The sequence below is a fragment of the Actinoplanes sp. ATCC 53533 genome (assembly GCF_003947245.1).
Map to the genome: position 1 here is coordinate 20,499 of NZ_QHHV01000100.1, position 17,154 is coordinate 37,652.

12 protein-coding genes are annotated in these 17,154 nt (G+C 70.5%); 8 read left to right on the forward strand and 4 right to left on the reverse strand.

Annotated elements, in window-relative coordinates:
• Window positions 1-79: 79 nt before the first annotated feature.
• Together DMB66_RS29805 and DMB66_RS29810 are read right to left on the reverse strand one after the other, a co-directional pair.
• Window positions 80-2,845 (reverse strand): LuxR family transcriptional regulator, encoded by a 2,766-nt coding sequence (locus DMB66_RS29805; protein ID WP_125807443.1) that lies wholly within the window; start codon window positions 2,843-2,845, stop codon window positions 80-82.
• Between the two features lie 190 nt (window positions 2,846-3,035).
• The gene (locus DMB66_RS29810) at window positions 3,036-4,541 is read right to left on the reverse strand and encodes a family 43 glycosylhydrolase (protein ID WP_125807444.1); all 1,506 of its coding nucleotides are present in this window, start codon (window positions 4,539-4,541) and stop codon (window positions 3,036-3,038) included.
• 216 nt (window positions 4,542-4,757) lie between these two features.
• Here DMB66_RS29810 and DMB66_RS29815 point away from each other — a divergent pair, with 216 nt between their 5' ends.
• The 6 genes from DMB66_RS29815 (at window position 4,758) to DMB66_RS29835 (ending at window position 12,606) form a co-directional block, all read left to right on the forward strand.
• On the forward strand, window positions 4,758-5,996 hold the full coding sequence (locus DMB66_RS29815) for a cellulose-binding domain-containing protein (protein WP_125807445.1): 1,239 nt from the start codon (window positions 4,758-4,760) through the stop codon (window positions 5,994-5,996).
• 167 nt (window positions 5,997-6,163) lie between these two features.
• Complete coding sequence (locus tag DMB66_RS29820) at window positions 6,164-9,361, forward strand: penicillin acylase family protein (protein ID WP_125807446.1); 3,198 nt, start codon at window positions 6,164-6,166, stop codon at window positions 9,359-9,361.
• A gap of 19 nt (window positions 9,362-9,380) precedes the next feature.
• A complete protein-coding gene (locus DMB66_RS61475; RefSeq protein ID WP_158647406.1) occupies window positions 9,381-9,536 on the forward strand; it encodes a hypothetical protein in 156 nt (51 codons plus the stop codon).
• Between the two features lie 91 nt (window positions 9,537-9,627).
• The gene (locus tag DMB66_RS62810) at window positions 9,628-10,203 is read left to right on the forward strand and encodes a PAS domain S-box protein (RefSeq protein ID WP_125807447.1); all 576 of its coding nucleotides are present in this window, start codon (window positions 9,628-9,630) and stop codon (window positions 10,201-10,203) included.
• Window positions 10,204-10,320: 117 nt separating this feature from the next.
• Window positions 10,321-12,225 (forward strand): PAS domain-containing sensor histidine kinase, encoded by a 1,905-nt coding sequence (locus tag DMB66_RS29830; protein ID WP_125807448.1) that lies wholly within the window; start codon window positions 10,321-10,323, stop codon window positions 12,223-12,225.
• Window positions 12,226-12,228: 3 nt separating this feature from the next.
• On the forward strand, window positions 12,229-12,606 hold the full coding sequence (locus tag DMB66_RS29835; RefSeq protein ID WP_125807449.1) for a PleD family two-component system response regulator: 378 nt from the start codon (window positions 12,229-12,231) through the stop codon (window positions 12,604-12,606).
• A 60-nt stretch (window positions 12,607-12,666) separates the two neighbouring features.
• Here DMB66_RS29835 and DMB66_RS29840 read toward each other — a convergent pair whose 3' ends face one another.
• The gene (locus tag DMB66_RS29840) at window positions 12,667-14,355 is read right to left on the reverse strand and encodes a fused response regulator/phosphatase (protein ID WP_125807450.1); all 1,689 of its coding nucleotides are present in this window, start codon (window positions 14,353-14,355) and stop codon (window positions 12,667-12,669) included.
• Between the two features lie 800 nt (window positions 14,356-15,155).
• Between DMB66_RS29840 and DMB66_RS64155 the strand changes: the two genes are divergently transcribed.
• Both DMB66_RS64155 and DMB66_RS64160 read left to right on the forward strand, forming a co-directional pair.
• Window positions 15,156-15,923, forward strand: a complete 768-nt coding sequence (locus DMB66_RS64155) for a transposase (RefSeq protein ID WP_233624928.1) — start codon at window positions 15,156-15,158, stop codon at window positions 15,921-15,923.
• A complete protein-coding gene (locus tag DMB66_RS64160; protein WP_233624929.1) occupies window positions 15,883-16,767 on the forward strand; it encodes a transposase in 885 nt (294 codons plus the stop codon). Before DMB66_RS64155 ends, DMB66_RS64160 begins: the two co-directional genes overlap by 41 nt.
• On the opposite strand, the gene DMB66_RS29850 is transcribed toward DMB66_RS64160, so the two are convergent.
• A complete protein-coding gene (locus DMB66_RS29850) occupies window positions 16,751-17,149 on the reverse strand; it encodes a transposase (RefSeq protein ID WP_370319459.1) in 399 nt (132 codons plus the stop codon). The two genes, DMB66_RS64160 and DMB66_RS29850, sit on opposite strands and share 17 nt — an antisense overlap.
• Window positions 17,150-17,154: the final 5 nt, after the last annotated feature.

The window sequence follows — 17,154 nt, forward strand, 5'->3', positions numbered from 1 at the left end:
GCACGCGCGGGTGGGTGACGCGCCGCCGCCGTCCGGTTTCTGGATTCGACTTCGCCGGTTCCCGGCAGACGGGCAGCCGTCAGGCGCCGGCCAGGGCTCCGCGGAGCTTGTTCCGCGAGTTGACCTCGAGCTTGGCGAACACCTTGCCCAGGTGCCATTCCACCGTGCGCGGGCTGATGAACAGCTCGGAACCGATCTCCGAGTTCGTCCGCCCCGCCGCGGCGAGCCGGGCGATCTGGGTCTCCTGCGCGGTGAGGGCCTCGCGGACGTCGGCCGTGCGCGGGCGGACCGTCTCGCCGGTGGCGACCAGTTCGCGGCGGGCGCGCTCGGCGAAGGCGGTGGCGCCGAAACCGCGCAACATCTCGTACGCGGTGCGCAGCTGCTCACGCGCGTCGCGGCGCCGCTCCTCGCGGCGCAGCCACTCGCCGTAGAGCAGGTGGGTGCGAGCGAGCTGCACGGCTATCCGGCTGCGTTCGAGGCGCTCGACGGCCTCGCGATACAGCCGGTCGGCGGTCCGGCCGTCGCTGAGCAGCGCCCTCGACCTCGCCAGCAGGCCCAGAGCCCAGTCGGTGCCGGCGGTGGTGGCGCGTTCCTCGAATCGCCGCAGGGCGGTCGCGGCCGCTTCGGGGGCATCGCTGCGGGCGCCCGCTTCGACGAGCTCGGTCAGGGAGAATCCGAAGCCTGCCAGGTCGTCGTGCTCGCCCGCCTGTTCGGCGCAGGCCAGCGCGTCCTGGTACCGGCCGAGGCCGTTGTACAGCACCGCGAGCAGGTAGTTGCCCAGGCCGGCCGCCCGCCCCTCACCCCAGTTCGTCGCGTGCCGGATGCCTCCCCGGATCAGCTCCGGCGCCCGGCCGTCCTCGCCGCGCCAGGCGACGAGCAGCAGCTTCACGAACCCGACGGTCGAGTGACCGGTCGCGTCCATCAGGGTGTCGGACTCCTCGAGCAGCTCCGAGGCCAGGCCGAACTCGCCGCCGTGCACGTGTACGGCGGCGCGGTAGGAAAGGACCAGCGGCAGGAAGTTGAGCGCGCCGGCCTGCCGGGCGGCCCGGACCGCCTGCGTGGTCAGCTCGTGCCACGCCTCGTCGTCCCACAGGTCGCCCGCGATCAGCCAGGTCAGCCACAGCCAGCGCATCGCCGCGTCCGCGTCGTGCCCGGCGTCGCGCAGGGCGTGCTTCAGCGGCGGCGCACCTTCGGCGTACCCCTCGGCGTACCGGGTCGCCAGGCCGTCGAGCAGGGCGTCGACCAGCCGCAGCGGCTGCGGTCCCCGCGGCGCGTGGCGCGCGGCCTCGGCCACCGCCCGCAGTCCCCCGCCCCCGGTGAGCCGGCCGGCGACGACCGCCGCGCCGATCGCCTCGAGATACGTCTCCCGCGCCTGCCCGCCGTCGACCCGCTCCAGCCGGCGGGCCGCATCGAGCAGCAACGGCAGAGCCTCCCCACCCCGCCGCCGCGCGACGAGGATCTGGCCCCGCAGCCGGGTCAGCAGTCCGTGCTGGAGCTCGTCCAGCGGGCCTGGCTCCACGGTCGCGAGGAGCTCAAGCGCCACCCCGGGAGACCCGGCCTCGAAGGTGGCCCGCGCCGCAGCCACCGCCCTGGCTCCACGCCCGGCGGGGTCGGGGGTCAGCTCGGTGGCCCGCCGCAGGAACGCGGCCGCCGCCGCGACCCCGCCACGAGCCTGAGCCCGGCCCGCCGAACGCTCCAGTTCGCCGGCCACGACCTCGTCGGGTTCGAACGCGGCGTGGGCGCGATGCCACGCTTGGCGATCCGGGTCGGCATCGGGGTCGGTCGCCGCGGCCAGCGCGCGATGGACCTCCCGGCGTTGTCCGGGCTCCGCCGCCCGGTAGGCGGCCGAGCGCACCAGCGGATGACGAAAGCGCACCCGCACCCCGAAGTCGATCAGGTCCGCCGCCTCGGCCGCCGCCTCGGCGTCCGGCCCGATGTCCAGCCGCTCGGCCGCCCGCCGCAGCAGCGACACGTCCCCGACCGGCTCCGCGGCCGCCGCCAGCAACAGCCGTTGCGCGTCGCCCGGAAGCGACCCGACGCGCCGCAGGTAGCTTTGCTCGATCTGGCTGACCAGGGGCCGCGCGTCCGGCCGGCCGAACCCGCCGGCCAGCTCCACCGGCGTCAACCCGCGGGTCAGCTCCAGCAGGGCCAGCGGGTTGCCGTGAGTTTCGGCGACGATCCGGTCCCGGACCCGTTCGTCCAGCCGCCCCGGGACCACCGATTCCAGCAGCGCCCGCGCATCGGTGTCACGCAGCCCCCATACCACCAGTTCCCGCAGCCCCACCAGTTCCCGCGGCCCCACCAGGTCGTCGCCCGAGCCGGGGGCCGAGGTACGCACCGAGAACACCAACGCCACCCGCTCCGCCAACAGCCGCCGCGCCACGAACGCCAGGGTCTGCGCGGAGACCCGGTCGAGCCACTGGCAGTCGTCCACCACGCAGACGAGCGGCTGTTCCTCGGCCACCTCGGCCACCAGGCTGAGCACCGCCAACCCGACCAGAAAACGATCCGGCACACTGCCCGCGCGCAGCCCGAACGCGATGGCCAGAGCATCACGCTGCGGCCCCGGAAGACGATCGAGAAACCCCATCAACGGTACGCACAACTGGTGCAGCCCCGCGTAGGCCAACTCCATCTCCGACTCGACGCCGGCAGCCCGCAGGACCCGGCAGCCCGCCGCGCGCTCCACCACGTGCTCCAGCAACGCGGACTTGCCGACGCCCGGCTCCCCGCGCAGCACCAGCACCTGGCTCCGACCCGCCTTGGCATGCGCGACCAGCCGCTCCAGCGTCTGGCACTCGCTGCGCCGGCCGCGCAGCCGTTCCCGAGGAGCCCGACTCGACATCCACCACCCCGCAGGTCAAGGGAGCCCTGGTCAACCAGGGCCTGTCCCATGATGCACTGCGCCTCGATCGCCTACCTACGCCGCCTCGACCATTCGTCAAGTCCCCGGACGGCGCCGTACCCGGCCGACGGCAGGCCGCCGGCCGGGTATCCCATGGCGATCGACTAGGAGGAACGCCCTGAGCCGCGGGTCACGAGGCCGGCTCGCCGGACGGCACCGGCAGGTTGGCCGACAGCGCTGCCGGCGTACCGAAGTTGGGCGTGCCGTCCGCGTTCCAGGTGAACTTCTGGGCGCGGGTGGTGCGGTTCATGTCGCAGCCGCCGCCGGCGGAGTTGTTGGCGTGGTAGGCCATCCAGCTCTCGGTGCCGTCCGGCGAGGTGAAGAAGTTGCCGTGTCCCGGCGCGAAGACGCCGTTGGCGTCGGAGCGCTGGAACACCGGGTTCGGCGACTTCACCCAGGACGAGGACTGCAGCGGGTCGCCGCCGTTGTAGGTCAGCATGCCGAGCTTGTAGTCCGGCGTGGAGCAGTGGCTCGCCGAGTAGATGATGAACGTCTTGCCGTTGCGCTGCAGCACCTCCGGGCCCTCGTTGACGGCTCCGCCGACGGTCTCCCAGCCGTAGGTGGGTGCCGACAGCAGCCGGCGGGTGCCCGACAGCGTCCACGGGTTGCTCATCGGCTTGATGAAGTTCGGCTGGTTGCCCGCGTAGTAGGTGCCCATCAGGTAGAGCTGGCCGTTGAGCTGCAGAATGCTGCCGTCCAGCTCCCAGGTGTTGTCGGCGGACGGGTCGAGCAGGTCGGCCTTGAAGGTGTACGGGCCCATCGGGTCCAGCCCGGCGCTCTCCAGCACGTGGATGCGCTGGGTGCCCAGGTAGTCGGCCTGGTTACGGCCGGCGGTGTAGTAGAGATACCACCGGGTGCCGTTGGGTCCGGAGAGCAGGTGGATCTCCGGCGCCCACATGTTGCAGCAGCCGTTGGCCCGCGAGGACAGGTTCATCAGGAGCGTGTCGGCGGCGGTGGCCAGCCCACCCAGGGTGCGCGAGCGGCGCATGGTGATGGTCGAGTTCCAGGTCGTCGTCACCAGGTAGTAGTAGCCGTTGTAGTACTGCAGGTAGGGGTCCGGGCCGTGCAGGCTCAGGGGGTTGCGGAAGGTCGCGCCGCCGCTCGGTGGCGGGGTGTAGCCGGCCAGCCGCCAGGCCCGGTCGGCCGCCGTCGAGCAGGCGAGCTGCACCAGGGCGGCGCTGGCGGCGGGCGCCACGCACTTGCCCGAGGAGACCGGCACCAGCTGGTATCCGCCGGCGGCCGAGGCCTGCACGCGGAACTGCTGGTTGGTGCCGCTGTGGCAGCTGTACTGGATGACGGCCGCGTTGTCGGCGGTGGACGCCCCCGAGATGTCGACGCAGCTGCCGGCGGTCAGGGTGGCGACGGTGAAGGTCTCGCCCTGGCCGGCGACCGGGGTGAAGGTGAAGCGCTGGGCCGCGGCGCCGGTGCACGCCCGCTGGGCGAGCTGCAGCGCCTGGGTGCTGGCGCCGCCGGGCACCTCGGCGCACTGGCCGGAGGCCACGTTGACCACCGTGCTGGTGAAGGTGGTCGCCGCGTCGGCCCGGCCGGGCCGGACCGCGGTGACGAGGGCGACGGCGACGGCCAGCGCCAGGACGGCAGCGCAGGTACGTCGTCCGCGACGGAATGTTCTGGTCATCGGATCACCTCGGTTCGGCCATGCGCGCGGACCCTGACGCGCGTCGATTCCCCTCGACGGTGCCGGACGAAAACGTTTTCGGCAATGTTAACTTTCCGTGACGACGCGTCGACGAAAATACCGCAGATATCGACGTCCACCGATTGACAGGCCTCCTCGACCGCCTTAACCTTCCCCGTCTGTGAGCGGTAATAGCGGCTGCACGTGAGGAGCGACATGACTAGACCCTTTCGGATTCGTCCGAAACGTTTCGGCGGCCTGGCCGGCGCGGCGACCGCGCTGCTCGTCGTCGGCGGCTGGGCCGCGGCCACCAGCGCGGAGGCCGCCACCGGCTGCCGGGTGGACTACGCGGTCGGTTCCCAGTGGGCCGGCGGCTTCACCGCCAACGTGACCATCGCCAACCTCGGCGACCCGGTCACCAGCTGGCGGCTGGCCTGGGCGTTCCCCTCCCAGCAGCAGGTCACCCAGGCCTGGGGTGCCACGGTCACGGCCGCCGGCAGCCAGGTCACCGCCGCGAACGTCAGCTACAACGGCACGATCGCCAACGGCGGCAGCGTCTCGTTCGGCTTCAACGGGTCGTGGTCGGGCGCGAACGCCGCGCCCACCTCGTTCACCCTCAACGGGACCGTCTGCACCGGCACGTCGACCCCGACGACTCCACCGACGACCACCCCACCCACGACGCCGCCGACCACCCCGCCGTCGACGTCCGGATGGAATCCGCCGGCGAATCTCGTCACGCCGCTCAACGAGGTCTGGTCCCACGTCGAGAGCACGTACAACAACGGCAACCTGTACGGCTTCCGCAACTACGGGTGGGACCAGGTGATGGCCAACGGCGGCACACTCAACTACTGCGTCCGGTGGGACTCCTCCGCGCCGGTCAGCACGGCCCTGCGCGACCAGATCCACACCTCTATCAACCGCCAGGTGAACAAGTGGATGGGCTACATGGCCGGCCACAACGGCTGGCCGTACGCCTCGGTGCCGGTCAAGGTCGTCGGCTGGGCGGTCCGGGACCGCGCCACCCTGCAGTGGACGGACAACTCGGTGGACGTCTACGTCAACAACATCCGGGAGAACGCGCCCCAGTGCAGCGAGCCCTGCGGCCGCTTCTTCCACCAGGACGGCAACTACTCCGGCTGCCCCGGCGGGGCGGCGCGGCACTACGACATGTCGTTGTGGCTCACCGCCGGCATGGGCGGCGGCGCGGGCGGTGACTGGGGTCAGCGCATCGGCAGCGAGTACATGACCAGCAACGTCAACGCCGACAACATCCATATCCTGCTGCACGAGATCGGCCACTCGTTCGGGCTGGACGACTTCTACGACTGGACGCCGACCGGCGTGGGCGGCTTCATCATGAAGGCGGGCAGCGCCTCGACGATCACCGAGTTCGACGCGTGGATGCTGCGCGACTGGTGGCGGCACCTGAAGAGCCGGTACGGCTACTGACGTTCCGGTCCGTGCACTATCGGCGGTGCGCTCGGGGGTCGACGCCCTCGAACGCACCGCCGAACTCGTCTTCAATCGACCGTCGTCGCACTATGGCCCGAACGTGAACAGGGTGGTAAAACTCATGAAACCTTTTCGTGTTCGTGCGTCCTGGAAGGGACACGGCCATGCGCCGACGCTTCACGAGGCTCAGCACCCTGCTCACCGCCTCGCTCGTTCTGTCAGTCCTCGTCAACCCCATGACCAGCACTCCGGCGGCTGCCGCCTTCTCGCCCAGCGACTACTGCCTCGGCGAGTGCTCCGACATCCTGCCGCCGGGCCAGAACGGCGACGCCGACCTCGTCCAGGTCCTGGCGAACCAGGCGTTCGGCACCATGCCGCCGCACTCCGACGACCAGTTGGACCGCTACGCCAACCTGGCCTACAGCTACACCGGACTGACCGGCCAGCAGATCAACACCTTCTTCAACGACAGCGCGTACGGGGTGCCGGCCGGCCAGGTCGAGCGCAGCTACTCGCCGCGGTCCGACGTGACCGTGGTGCGCGACAAGGCGCTCGGCGTCCCGCACATCACGGGCACGACCCGGTCCGGGACGATGTTCGGCGCGGGATATGCCGGTGCCGAGGACCGGCTGTTCCTGATGGACCTGATGCGGCACGTGGCGCGCGGCGAGCTGACCCCGTTCGCGGGCGGCGCGGCGGGCAACCGCGCCCTTGAGCAGAGCGTGTGGCGCAGCTCGCCGTACACCGAGGCGGATCTGCAGGCCCAGATCGAGGCGCTGCGGGTGTCCGGCACCCGGGGCGCCCAGCTCTACGCCGACGTGCAGGCCTACATCGCCGGGATCAACAGGTACATCGTGGTGTGCATGGCCGCCCGGGACTGCCCCGGCGAGTACGTGCTCACCGGCCACCTGGACTCCGTCACCAACGCGGGCGGCCCGCAGCCCTTCCAGCTGACCGACCTGGTCGCGGTCGCCGGCGTGATCGGCGGCCTGTTCGGCGGCGGAGGCGGCACCGAGATGCAGTCGGCGCTGGTCCGGATCGCCTCCCGGGCCAAGTACGGCAACACGATCGGCGACCAGGTCTGGTCGAACTTCCGCTCGCAGAACGATCCCGAGGCCGTCCTCACCCTGCACAACGGCCAGTCGTTCCCGTACGGCGGCGGCAACCCCGCCGCCGCCGGGGTCGCGATGCCGGACGCCGGCACCGCCACCCCCGAGGAACTGGTCTACGACAAGACGGGCTCGGCGGCGTCCGCCACCACGACGGGCACCAGCACGATCGCCGCCTCGCTCAGCGGCCTCACCGTGGACGACAGCCACCGGGGCATGTCGAACGCGGCGGTGATCTCCGGGGCCCACTCGGCGACCGGGCACCCGATCGCCGTCTTCGGGCCGCAGACCGGCTACTTCGCCCCGCAGCTGCTGATGCTGCAGGAGCTGCAGGGCCCGGGGATCAGCAGCCGGGGCGTCGCCTTCTCGGGGCTGAACCTCTACACCCTGCTCGGGCGGGGGCCGGACTACGCCTGGAGCGCCACCTCCTCGGTGCAGGACATCACCGACACCTTCGCCGTCGACCTCTGCGAGAGCGACGGCAGCACGCCGACCACGGCCTCCACCCGCTACCTCTACCACGGCCAGTGCCTGGCGATGGAGCCGCTGTCCAAGTCGAACTCGTGGGCGCCCACCACCGCCGACTCCACCGCCGCCGGCTCCTACCGGCTCACCATGCTGCGCACCAACTACGGCCTGGTCACCTGGCGGGGCCTGGTCGATGGCAAGCCGGTCGCGTTCACCAGCCTGCGCTCGACGTACCGGCACGAGGCCGACTCGGCGCTCGGCTTCATGATGTTCAACGAACCCGACCAGATGGGTACGGCGGCCGCGTTCACCGCCTCCGCGTCGAACATCCCGTTCGCGTTCAACTGGTTCTACGTCAACTCGACCGACTCGGCGTACTTCATGTCCGGCGCCCACCCGGTGCGGGCCGCCGGCGCCGACCCCAACCTGCCGACCCGGGCCCAGCCGGCGTACGAGTGGCAGGGCTGGAACCCGGCCACCAACGTCGCCACCTACCAGCCGAACGCGGCCCATCCCCAGGCCGTCAACCAGGACTACTTCGTGAGCTGGAACAACAAGGCCGCGGCGGACCACAGTGCGGCGGACGGCAACTACAGCTTCGGTGCGATCCAGCGCGCCGACCTGCTCGACAAGCCGATCAAGGCGGGGATCGCCGCCGGCACCAAGTACGACCGGGCCAAGCTGCTCAGCGTCGTCGAGTCGGCGGGCACCACCGACCTGCGCGGCACCGAGGTGCTCGACGACCTGCTCCGGGTGATCGACACGAGCACGGTCACCAACTCGGCCCAGGCCGCCGCGGTGACGAAGCTGCGGGCCTGGCTGCAGCGCGGCGCGCACCGGATCGAGACCGCCGCGGGCAGCAAGGTCTACCAGGACGCCGAGGCCATCCGGATCTTCGACGCCTGGTGGCCGCTGCTGGTGTCGGCCCAGTTCGAGGCGCCGCTCGGCGACGACCTCTACCAGGCCCTGGTCAACACCATGCAGATCAACGAGTCGCCGTCGGGCAAGCAGCACGGCCGGGCCTCCGACCTGCCGACCGCCGCGAACGAGGCGCAGGCCCACAAGGGCTCCTCCTTCCAGTACGGCTGGTGGGGCTACGTGGAGAAGGACCTGCGCGCGGTGCTCGGTGACACCGTGCCGGAGTGGTCGAAGAAGTACTGCGGCGGCGGCACCGTGGCCGCCTGCCGTACCGCGCTGCTGTCCAGCCTGACCGCGGCCCTCGCCGAGCCGGCCGCGACCACCTATCCCCAGGACGCCTTCTGTGCCGCCGCCGACCAGTGGTGTGCCGACGCCATCGTGCAGTCACCGCTCGGCGGGATCAAGCACCGCCTGATCGGGTGGCAGAACCGCCCGACGTACCAGCAGGTCGTCTCGTTCCCGGCCAAGCGCGGCGACGACCTGACCAACCTGGCGGCCGGCAAGACCGCGACGGCGTCCAGCATCCAGTCCGGCTATCCGGCCTCGAACGCCGTCGACGGCAGCCTGACCAGCCGCTGGGCCAGCTCGTACGCCGACAATCAGTGGCTGCGCGTCGACCTGGGAGCCGTGAAGCCGGTGGCCAGAATGGTGATCAACTGGGAGGCCGCGTACGCCACGGCGTACAAGATCGAGGTCTCCACCGACGCCACCACCTGGACCCAGGTCGCGGCCGTGACCGGCGCCAACGGCGGGCTGGACAACGTCGCCTTCACCGCCGCCAACGCCAGATACGTCCGGCTCACCGGGCAGACCCGGGCCACCACGTACGGCTTCTCGGCCTACGAGGTGGAACTCTACTCGCATTGATGGTCACCTATCGTTGACCGTGGCGGCGCCCCCGGCGGGCGCCGCCACCAACGACGTCGGCAGCATGCCGAAGCTCCGCGAGCTCGACGGCGCGCTCCACGAGGCGGGCTGCGAGCAGCTCCGCCGGATCAGCCCAGGGCTGTCCCCGCAGGCCGGCGAAGACGACCGCTCCTGACCGATGCGCGCGGCCTCCCTTGTGCGCTCGAATAGCACGGGGCTAGCCTATTTCCGCGAAAGTCAAAATAGCTCGCGGAAGGCTTTGTCACATGGCCGATGAGGATGCCGCGCTCGCGGATATCGTGCGTTCCTCGCATGATGCGATTGTCGGCGGGACGCTCGACGGCGTGGTGACGACGTGGAATAGGGCGGCCGAACGGCTCTATGGATATCGCGCCGACGAGATCATCGGCAGGCGCGCCGAGACGCTTTACCCCGCCGGGTGCCGGGCCGGCGAGGCGGTCGTTCTGCGCCGGCTCGCCCGGGGCGAACAGCTCGACCAGTACGTGACCGAGCGGGTCCGCCGCGACGGGAGCGCCGTGCTGGTCCGGCTGAGTGTCTCGCCGGTCACCGACGGGACGGGCAAGATCGTCGGTGTCGCCGCTGCTTCCCGCGGCGTCCGCGCGACCGCCGGAGACAGCCACACCCAAGGTGTCCTCTCCTCGCGCACAAGTCACGAGTTGCGCACCCCGCTGCAGGCCGTCATCGGCTTCACCGGCACCCTGCTGCTGCGGCTTCCGGGTCCGCTCAACGACGAGCAGGAGCGCCAGCTCACGCTCGTACAGGAAAGTGCCCGGCAGTTGCTGTCGATGATCAACGACCTGTCGCGTCCGGGTGGCGGCTGACCGCCCGGCTCGCGGGGTACCTCGATCGGGCGATAGTTCCGGGCATCCACACCTGGATATGGTGTGGCCTGGTCGGCCGGGTGGGTCGGCCCGTCGGCGTGGTCTGGTGGTGCAACCGTGGCTTGGTGGCAGCTGACCGCTTTGGCGAACGCGATTATTCTCTTCGCCTACCTGGCGATCTCCTTCGCTATCGGGCGAGGGTTATGGCAGTCACGGCAGTGGCGCAACAATCCGCTCGGGTTGGCGACGGCGGCGATCTTCTTCAGTTGCGCGGTGCATCACGGCTCCCACACCGCGCATCTGCTCCTTCCCTACTTCGGCCCCTATTTCGCCGGGGAAATACATGCCGGAATGGCCATGCGCCACGCGTTCGGGAGCTTCTCCATCGCGGGCTGGGATCTCGTGACCGCCGCGCTCGCGGTCTGGTATTGGACGCTCCGCGGCCGGTTCCCGGCGCTGGTGCGCGGCGCGGCGGTGTTCGAGGACCTCAGGCTGCGCCAGGCGTCGGAGGCGACCCTGCGTTCCAGCGAGGAGCGCTACCGCGGCATCGTGGAGACCACGAGCGACGGCGTGCTGCTCCTCGACGGCGCCGGGCGGATCAGCTACGTCAACAACCGCTTCGCCGCGATGCTGGGCCGGCAGGTGACCGACCTGCCGGGCACGCCCGTGCTGGACCTGCTGGCCGAGGCCGACCGGCCCGCCGTCGAGCGGGAGCTGGCCCGGGTGCCGGAAGGCGGCACCCGCCGACTCGAGCTGGGGCTGCCCCGCACCGGCGGTCAGGCGATGTGCGCGCAGATCGCGCTGACGGCACGCGTCGACGACGAGGGCGTCCTCGCGATGGTCGCCGACGTGACCGAGCAGAAGAACATCGAGGGACAGTTGCGCCAGGCGCAGAAGCTCGACGCGGTGGGTCAGCTCGCCGGCGGGGTGGCCCACGACTTCAACAACCTGCTGACCGTCATCGACGGCTACGCGGCCTTGCTGCTCGCCCAGGCCGACGAGCCGTCCGCCCGCGACCTCACCATGATCCGCGAGGCCGCGACCCGGGCCGGCGCGCTGACGCGCCAGCTGCTGGCGTTCTCCCGGACCCAGCCCGCCGAGACGCGGGTGGTCGACGTCGTCGGCCTCGTCAGCGGAGTCGAGGGGATGCTGCGCCGGCTCATCCGGGAGGACATCGAGCTGGTCGTGGCAGGCACCACGGCGCCGCTGCACGTGCGGGCCGACCCGGGACAGCTGGAGCAGGTCCTCGTCAATCTGGCGGTCAACGCCCGCGACGCGATGCCCGACGGCGGGACGCTGACCATCGCCACCGACCGTGTCGACCTCGGCGGCGAGGGCGCCACCCAGCTGGCCGCCGGTCCCGGAGAATACGCACTGATCACCGTCACGGACGACGGCTGCGGCATGTCGGCGGAGGTGGCCGCCCGCATCTTCGAGCCGTTCTTCACCACGAAGGAGCAGGGCAAGGGCACGGGCCTGGGAATGTCCACCGTGTACGGCATCGTGACCCAGACGAGCGGGCACATCCGGATCGACTCGAACCCCGGCAAGGGCACCACCGTCGAGGTATACCTGCCGATGACAGCGGCCCTCCCCGCCGGTCCTCCGGCAGACCCCGCGCCGCAGCGGCTGGCGACGGGCACCGAGACGATCATGTTCATCGAGGACGATCCCGCCGTCCGCCGGCTCACCGAACGGATTCTGCGCACCGCCGGATACCACGTCCTGGCCGGCGTCGACGGTCACCACGCGCTGGAGATCGTGCGCGCGAACCCGGACATCAGCCTGCTGGTCACCGACGTCGTCATGCCGGGCATGAACGGCCGGCAGCTGGCCGACCGGGTCACCGCCATCCTGCCGGGCCTGCCCGTGATCTTCACCTCCGCGCACACCCGCGGCGTGCTCACCCTCACCCGGAACGACCCGACAGTCGCCTTCCTCGAAAAGCCCTACACGGTCTCCGGCATCACGCAGAAGGTCCGTGCCGTGCTGGACGCCCGTCCTACGCCGAAGGTGAGGTAGCCGGTGTCACACGTGCTCTACATCGACGACAGCGCCATCAACACCGTCCTCGTTGAACGGATCCTCGCCAGCCGCCCCGAGGTCGTCTTCGGCTCCGCCCCGGACGGCCGCAGCGGCCTGGACCGCGCCCTGCGGCTGCGCCCGGACCTGGTCCTGCTCGACCTCACCCTGCCCGACATCAGCGGCGAGCAAGTGCTCGCCCGGCTCCGCGCCGACCCGGCCACCCGGGCGATTCCCGTGATCGTGGTCAGCGGCGAGACCGATCCGGCGGTCCATCACCGGCTGCTGGCCCAGGGTGCCCAGTGGTGGCTGACCAAACCGTACGAGATCGACGACCTGCTCCGTCTCGTGGACGATTCCCTGGCGGCGGATCGACGCTGAGCCGCCTCGCCGCCCTCAGATGCCGAGCGGCCCTTGCCGCCTTCAAATACCGGGTCGCCCTCAGATGCCGTCCTCCGTGGCCCAGAGGACGGCCAGGCAGATGTCATCGTCCGCCGGGTTGCCGCCGAGCACCTCCCCGACGATGCGCTCCGCCAGGTCCTGGGCATCCGGCGGACGATGCGGCTGGTCGGCCGCGAGGTCACCGAGCGCCTGCGCGACGGCGGCCGGCAGCCGCAGCGCGTCGGCGGCCGTCGGACCGCTGTGCCGGTCGGTCAAGCCACCGGTGTAGGCGCACAGCACCGCGCCCGGTGCCATGGTCAGGTGTTGCCCGATGAACTCGGCGTCCGGGAAGACCCCCAGCGCCGGGCCGCGTCGCCGCAGCGCGGCGAAGGCGGGTCCGGCGGCACCGCCGGGAGAGAACACCATGGGTACGGGGTGGCCGGCGTTCGCCATGCGGAGGCGACCGGTGCCGGGCTCGTAGATCGCGACGACGGTGGTGACGAACATGTCGCCCTGGCCGCTGCCGATCAGGAGCCGGTTGAGCCGGGTCAGCAGGCGCACCGGTTCGGGATCGTCGAAGGCGTAGGCGCGCAGCGCCGCGAGGATCGGTGCCATCGCGGCGGCGGCCGGCTGATCGTGACCGGCCACCTCGCCGACCGACAGGAGAATGCGACCGTCGTGGATCTGCTGCGCGTCATACCAGCCGGCGCCGATGTCCAGCCGTTCGGGAGCGGCCCGGTAGATCGCGCCCAGGCTCACCCCGGCGACAGTGGGCAGCGCCGAGGGCAGCACGGCCCGGTGAATGGCGTCAACGGCGCGGCGCTCCGCGTGCCACTCGGCCTGCGCCTGCAGGTGGGCGCGCTGGGCGTGCCGGACCTGGGTGACATCCTGGGCAACCCCCCAGACGGTACGGGGGGTGTCCGCGAGTCGCCGCCCCGGCGCGGTCGCCCGGCACGACACGATCAGCTCATGGACCGCGCCGTCCATGTCCGCGACTCGCACCTCGGTGCGGTCAGGCACCCCGGTGCGCCAGGTGTTCCCGGCGATGGTCGCCAGCTTGGCGACATCCTCGGGATGCACGCGCTGCCGCAACTGCTCGATGAGCACCCTGCCGGTGGGCAGCCGCAGCAGGTCGCACAGTCCGAACGACAGCATGATCATGCCGGTCGCCGGGTCGAGATCCCACGTGCCGGACCGGGTGAGCCGGTGAGTCTCGGCCAGCCGGTGAGCGAAGTCCGCGGCGAGCCCCCGCCAGTGCGCCGCCGGTTCGTCGGCTGCCCGCCCGGGCTGCTGGCCCTGCACGGCGACGTCGCCGTCGCCGTCCTCAACAGCTCCGACAGCTCCGGCGAGGTCACCGGACTGCCCCTGAGGGACGGCGCTGTCGGCGCCCAGCAGGGCGTCGATCGTCGCCAGCACCATGTTGGGCTGCGCCGGCTTGAAGATCACATCCCGGACCCCGCAGGCCCGGGCCATGGGCTCGATCTCCTCGTGGCCGTAGTGCGCGGTGCTGAACGCGATCGGCAGGTGGCTGGTCGCCGGCTGGCTGCGCAGCATCCGGGCCAGGTCGTAGCCGTCCAGGTTGGGCATCAGAATATCGGTGATCACCGCATCCGGCAGGTGCCGGCGGGCCAGCATCAGCGCGGTGTCGCCGTCGGCGGCCTCACAGGCCTGATGCCCCCGGTAGCCCAGCAGGGTGCGTAGAAAGTCCCGGCTGATCGGATCGTCATCGACAATGAGCACGGTCGCCATCGGTCTCCAATCGTGGTGGATACGCCCCGTTAGCCCACTTTGATAGACGCCGAACAGGATGACGCATCCCGGGCGCGAAGACCCGCACGAACTGTCCGTCCCCACTCCGTTACTGCTTCGCACCGGTGAACAAGCGCCTGAGATACGGCCCAGCCGGAATTCGCCAACAGCCGAGCGGGTAGCACGCGCGTGCGAAGCAGGCCGAAGCCCGCGCGGCCCCAGCTAGATGAGCGTTTCCAGGTGGGTCAGTGGTCGCACGCGGTGAGGGAACGCATGATCGCCTGGTCGGTGTGCCGGTCGTGCCAGATCGCGCCGGCTACACCACAAGATCCGCACCGAGAGATCCGAGCGGGCCAGCAGAGCGCACCCGGGCCAGCCCTGCTGGCCGGCCGCTCTCCCCCAACGCCAGTCCTGCTACGGCGTTTGTTCTCCGGTGCGGCCGGGTCCGGCCGGCGGGGGTGTTGGTGGTTGCCGGCCCTTTGCTCTGCTTCCCGATAGGAAACACCGGGTGGAATGTGCGGGTTCTGCTTTCCGGCTGCTGCCGGGCGTCGGCTTTTCGGCTGCTGCCGGGCGTCGGCCGAGGGGTGTTTCCGATGGGGAAGGACCCTGTTGCCTAATTCGCGGCGCGCCGGTTGTGGTCCGTGACGTGGGTGTTCTGCCCGGTGAGGATAGGTCGTCGTTGGTGGTTGGTGTCCTGGGTGAGGTGAGTAGCGGTGTCGATGCGTCCGCGTCCGTTGCCGGAGGTTGATGAGCAGACTGCGGCGGTGGCTAGGGCGGCGTTCAGGAAGCCGACGTTGGCGATGCGGGTGCGTGATGAGCTGGGCGAGGTCTTCACCGACGAGGCGTTCGTCGATGCGTTCGGGGTTCGTGGCAGGCCGGGGATCTCGCCGGGGCAGTTGGCGATGGTCACGGTGTTGCAGTTCGCGGAGAACCTCACCGACCGGCAGGCCGCTGACGCGGTCCGGGGGCGTATCGACTGGAAATACTGTTTGGGTTTGGTGTTGACCGATCCGGGTTTTGATTTCAGTGTGTTGTCACAGTTCCGGACCCGGTTGGTCACCCATGACCTGCAGGGTGTGGCGTTCCAGATCCTCCTGGACCGGCTGGTCGAGCAGGGCCTGGTCAAAGCCCGGGGTCGGCTGCGCACCGACGCGACGTATGTGATGGCCGCGGTTCGTGATCTCAACCGTCTGGAGATGGTCGGTGAGACGCTGCGGGCGGCCCTCGAAGCCCTGACGGTGGCGGCACCGCGGTGGGCGGCTGAGCACGTCGACGCGGCGATGGTCCGACGATACGGTGCCCGGATCGATGAATGGCGGCTGCCGAAAGACCAGCCCGGCCGGCGGAAACTCGCCGCCCAGGTCGGGACGGACGGCTACCAACTGCTGGCCGCGGTCTTCGACGGGCAGGCCCCGCCCTGGCTGGGTGAGATCCCCGCCGTCGAGGTGCTGCGCCAGGTGTGGATCCAGCAATACGTTCGCGGCGAGGCTGGGCGGGAGGTGATCTGGCGGGACGCCGATATCGACGGTGAGCCTGCCGGGCAGAACCAGGATCATCTCCCCGTATGACACTGATGCCCGTTACAGCGAGAAACGCGGCCACCGCTGGCAGGGCTACAAAGTCCATATCAGTGAAACCTGCGACAACACCCCCACCCCCGGCGGTGGTACCGATCCCACCCGCCCACCGAACCTGATCACGAACGTGGTCACCACCCACGCCGCGGTGGCCGACTCAACGATGACGATGCCCATCCATGTCATGCTCGCCGGTCGGGGTCTGCTACCGGCCGAACACCTCATGGACGCCGGCTACCCCTCCACGACGAACCTGCTGGCCTGCCGCACCGAGTACCAGGTGAGCCTGATCGCCCCGATGCGTGGTGATTCCTGCCACCCCGCCCGCACTCACAACGGTTTCACCCAGGCCGCGTTCACCATCGATTTCGACCACCAGCAAGCGACCTGCCCGCAAGGCCACCACTCGGGTAGCTGGCACCCCACCCGCCAGAACGGCCACGACGCCATCGTGGTCCGCTTCCCGACCAGCACCTGCAGTATCTGCCCGGCCCGCACCGCGTGCACCCGCTCGCAGCGCTCCGGCCGACAGTTGACGCTGCAACCCCGCCACCTGCACGACACCCTGCGCCAGGCCCGCGCCGAGCAACAAACCCCGGCGTGGAAACACACCTACCGCGCCCGCGCCGGGATCGAAGCCACCATCCACCAAACCACCGCCGTGACCGGCATCCACCAAGCCCGCTACACCGGCCTGAGCAAAGTCACCCTCGAACACACCTTCGCCGCGACCGCGATCAACCTCATCCGCCTACACGCCTGGTGGACCAACACACCCCTCCAACGCACCCGAACCACCCACCTGAACAAACTCGACCTCACCCTCGCCGCGTAGACAGAATTAGGCAACAGGGTCGGGAAGCAGAGCAAAGGCATCCCAGGAGCTTGGGCGTCAACCTGCGGCCTTGTTGAGGTGGTGAGGCCAGGCGGTGGTCTCGATGTAGAGGGTGCCGGTTTTGAGGCAGCCGTGCAGGATGCCGACGAGCCGGCATGACGGTCTTCTTCTTGCCGGACGCGACGGTGATCGGGCTGGTCGCGGCGCAGTTCTCGCGGGCCTTCGCCGAGGCGTAGCAGTCCTGGTCGTCGCCGAATTCGGCGAGCACCCGGGCGCTGAGGATCACACCCAGTCCCGGCAGGGACAGGATGAGCTCAGCGTCCGGGTGCTGGCCAAAATGGGCGGGGCGGGCGCGCGGGCACGGAGCCAACCACGCCGCCACAAGAT

What these genes read in the sequence shown, in the direction of transcription:
- DMB66_RS29815 (WP_125807445.1), top strand. Translation starts at nt 4,758, where the DNA reads ATGACTAGACCCTTTCGGATTCGTCCGAAACGTTTCGGCGGCCTGGCC.
- DMB66_RS29840 (WP_125807450.1), bottom strand. Translation starts at nt 14,355, where the DNA reads ATGGCGACCGTGCTCATTGTCGATGACGATCCGATCAGCCGGGACTTT.
- DMB66_RS29805 (WP_125807443.1), bottom strand. Translation starts at nt 2,845, where the DNA reads ATGTCGAGTCGGGCTCCTCGGGAACGGCTGCGCGGCCGGCGCAGCGAG.
- DMB66_RS64155 (WP_233624928.1), top strand. Translation starts at nt 15,156, where the DNA reads ATGCGGGTGCGTGATGAGCTGGGCGAGGTCTTCACCGACGAGGCGTTC.
- DMB66_RS29820 (WP_125807446.1), top strand. Translation starts at nt 6,164, where the DNA reads ATGCGCCGACGCTTCACGAGGCTCAGCACCCTGCTCACCGCCTCGCTC.
- DMB66_RS62810 (WP_125807447.1), top strand. Translation starts at nt 9,628, where the DNA reads ATGGCCGATGAGGATGCCGCGCTCGCGGATATCGTGCGTTCCTCGCAT.
- DMB66_RS29810 (WP_125807444.1), bottom strand. Translation starts at nt 4,541, where the DNA reads ATGACCAGAACATTCCGTCGCGGACGACGTACCTGCGCTGCCGTCCTG.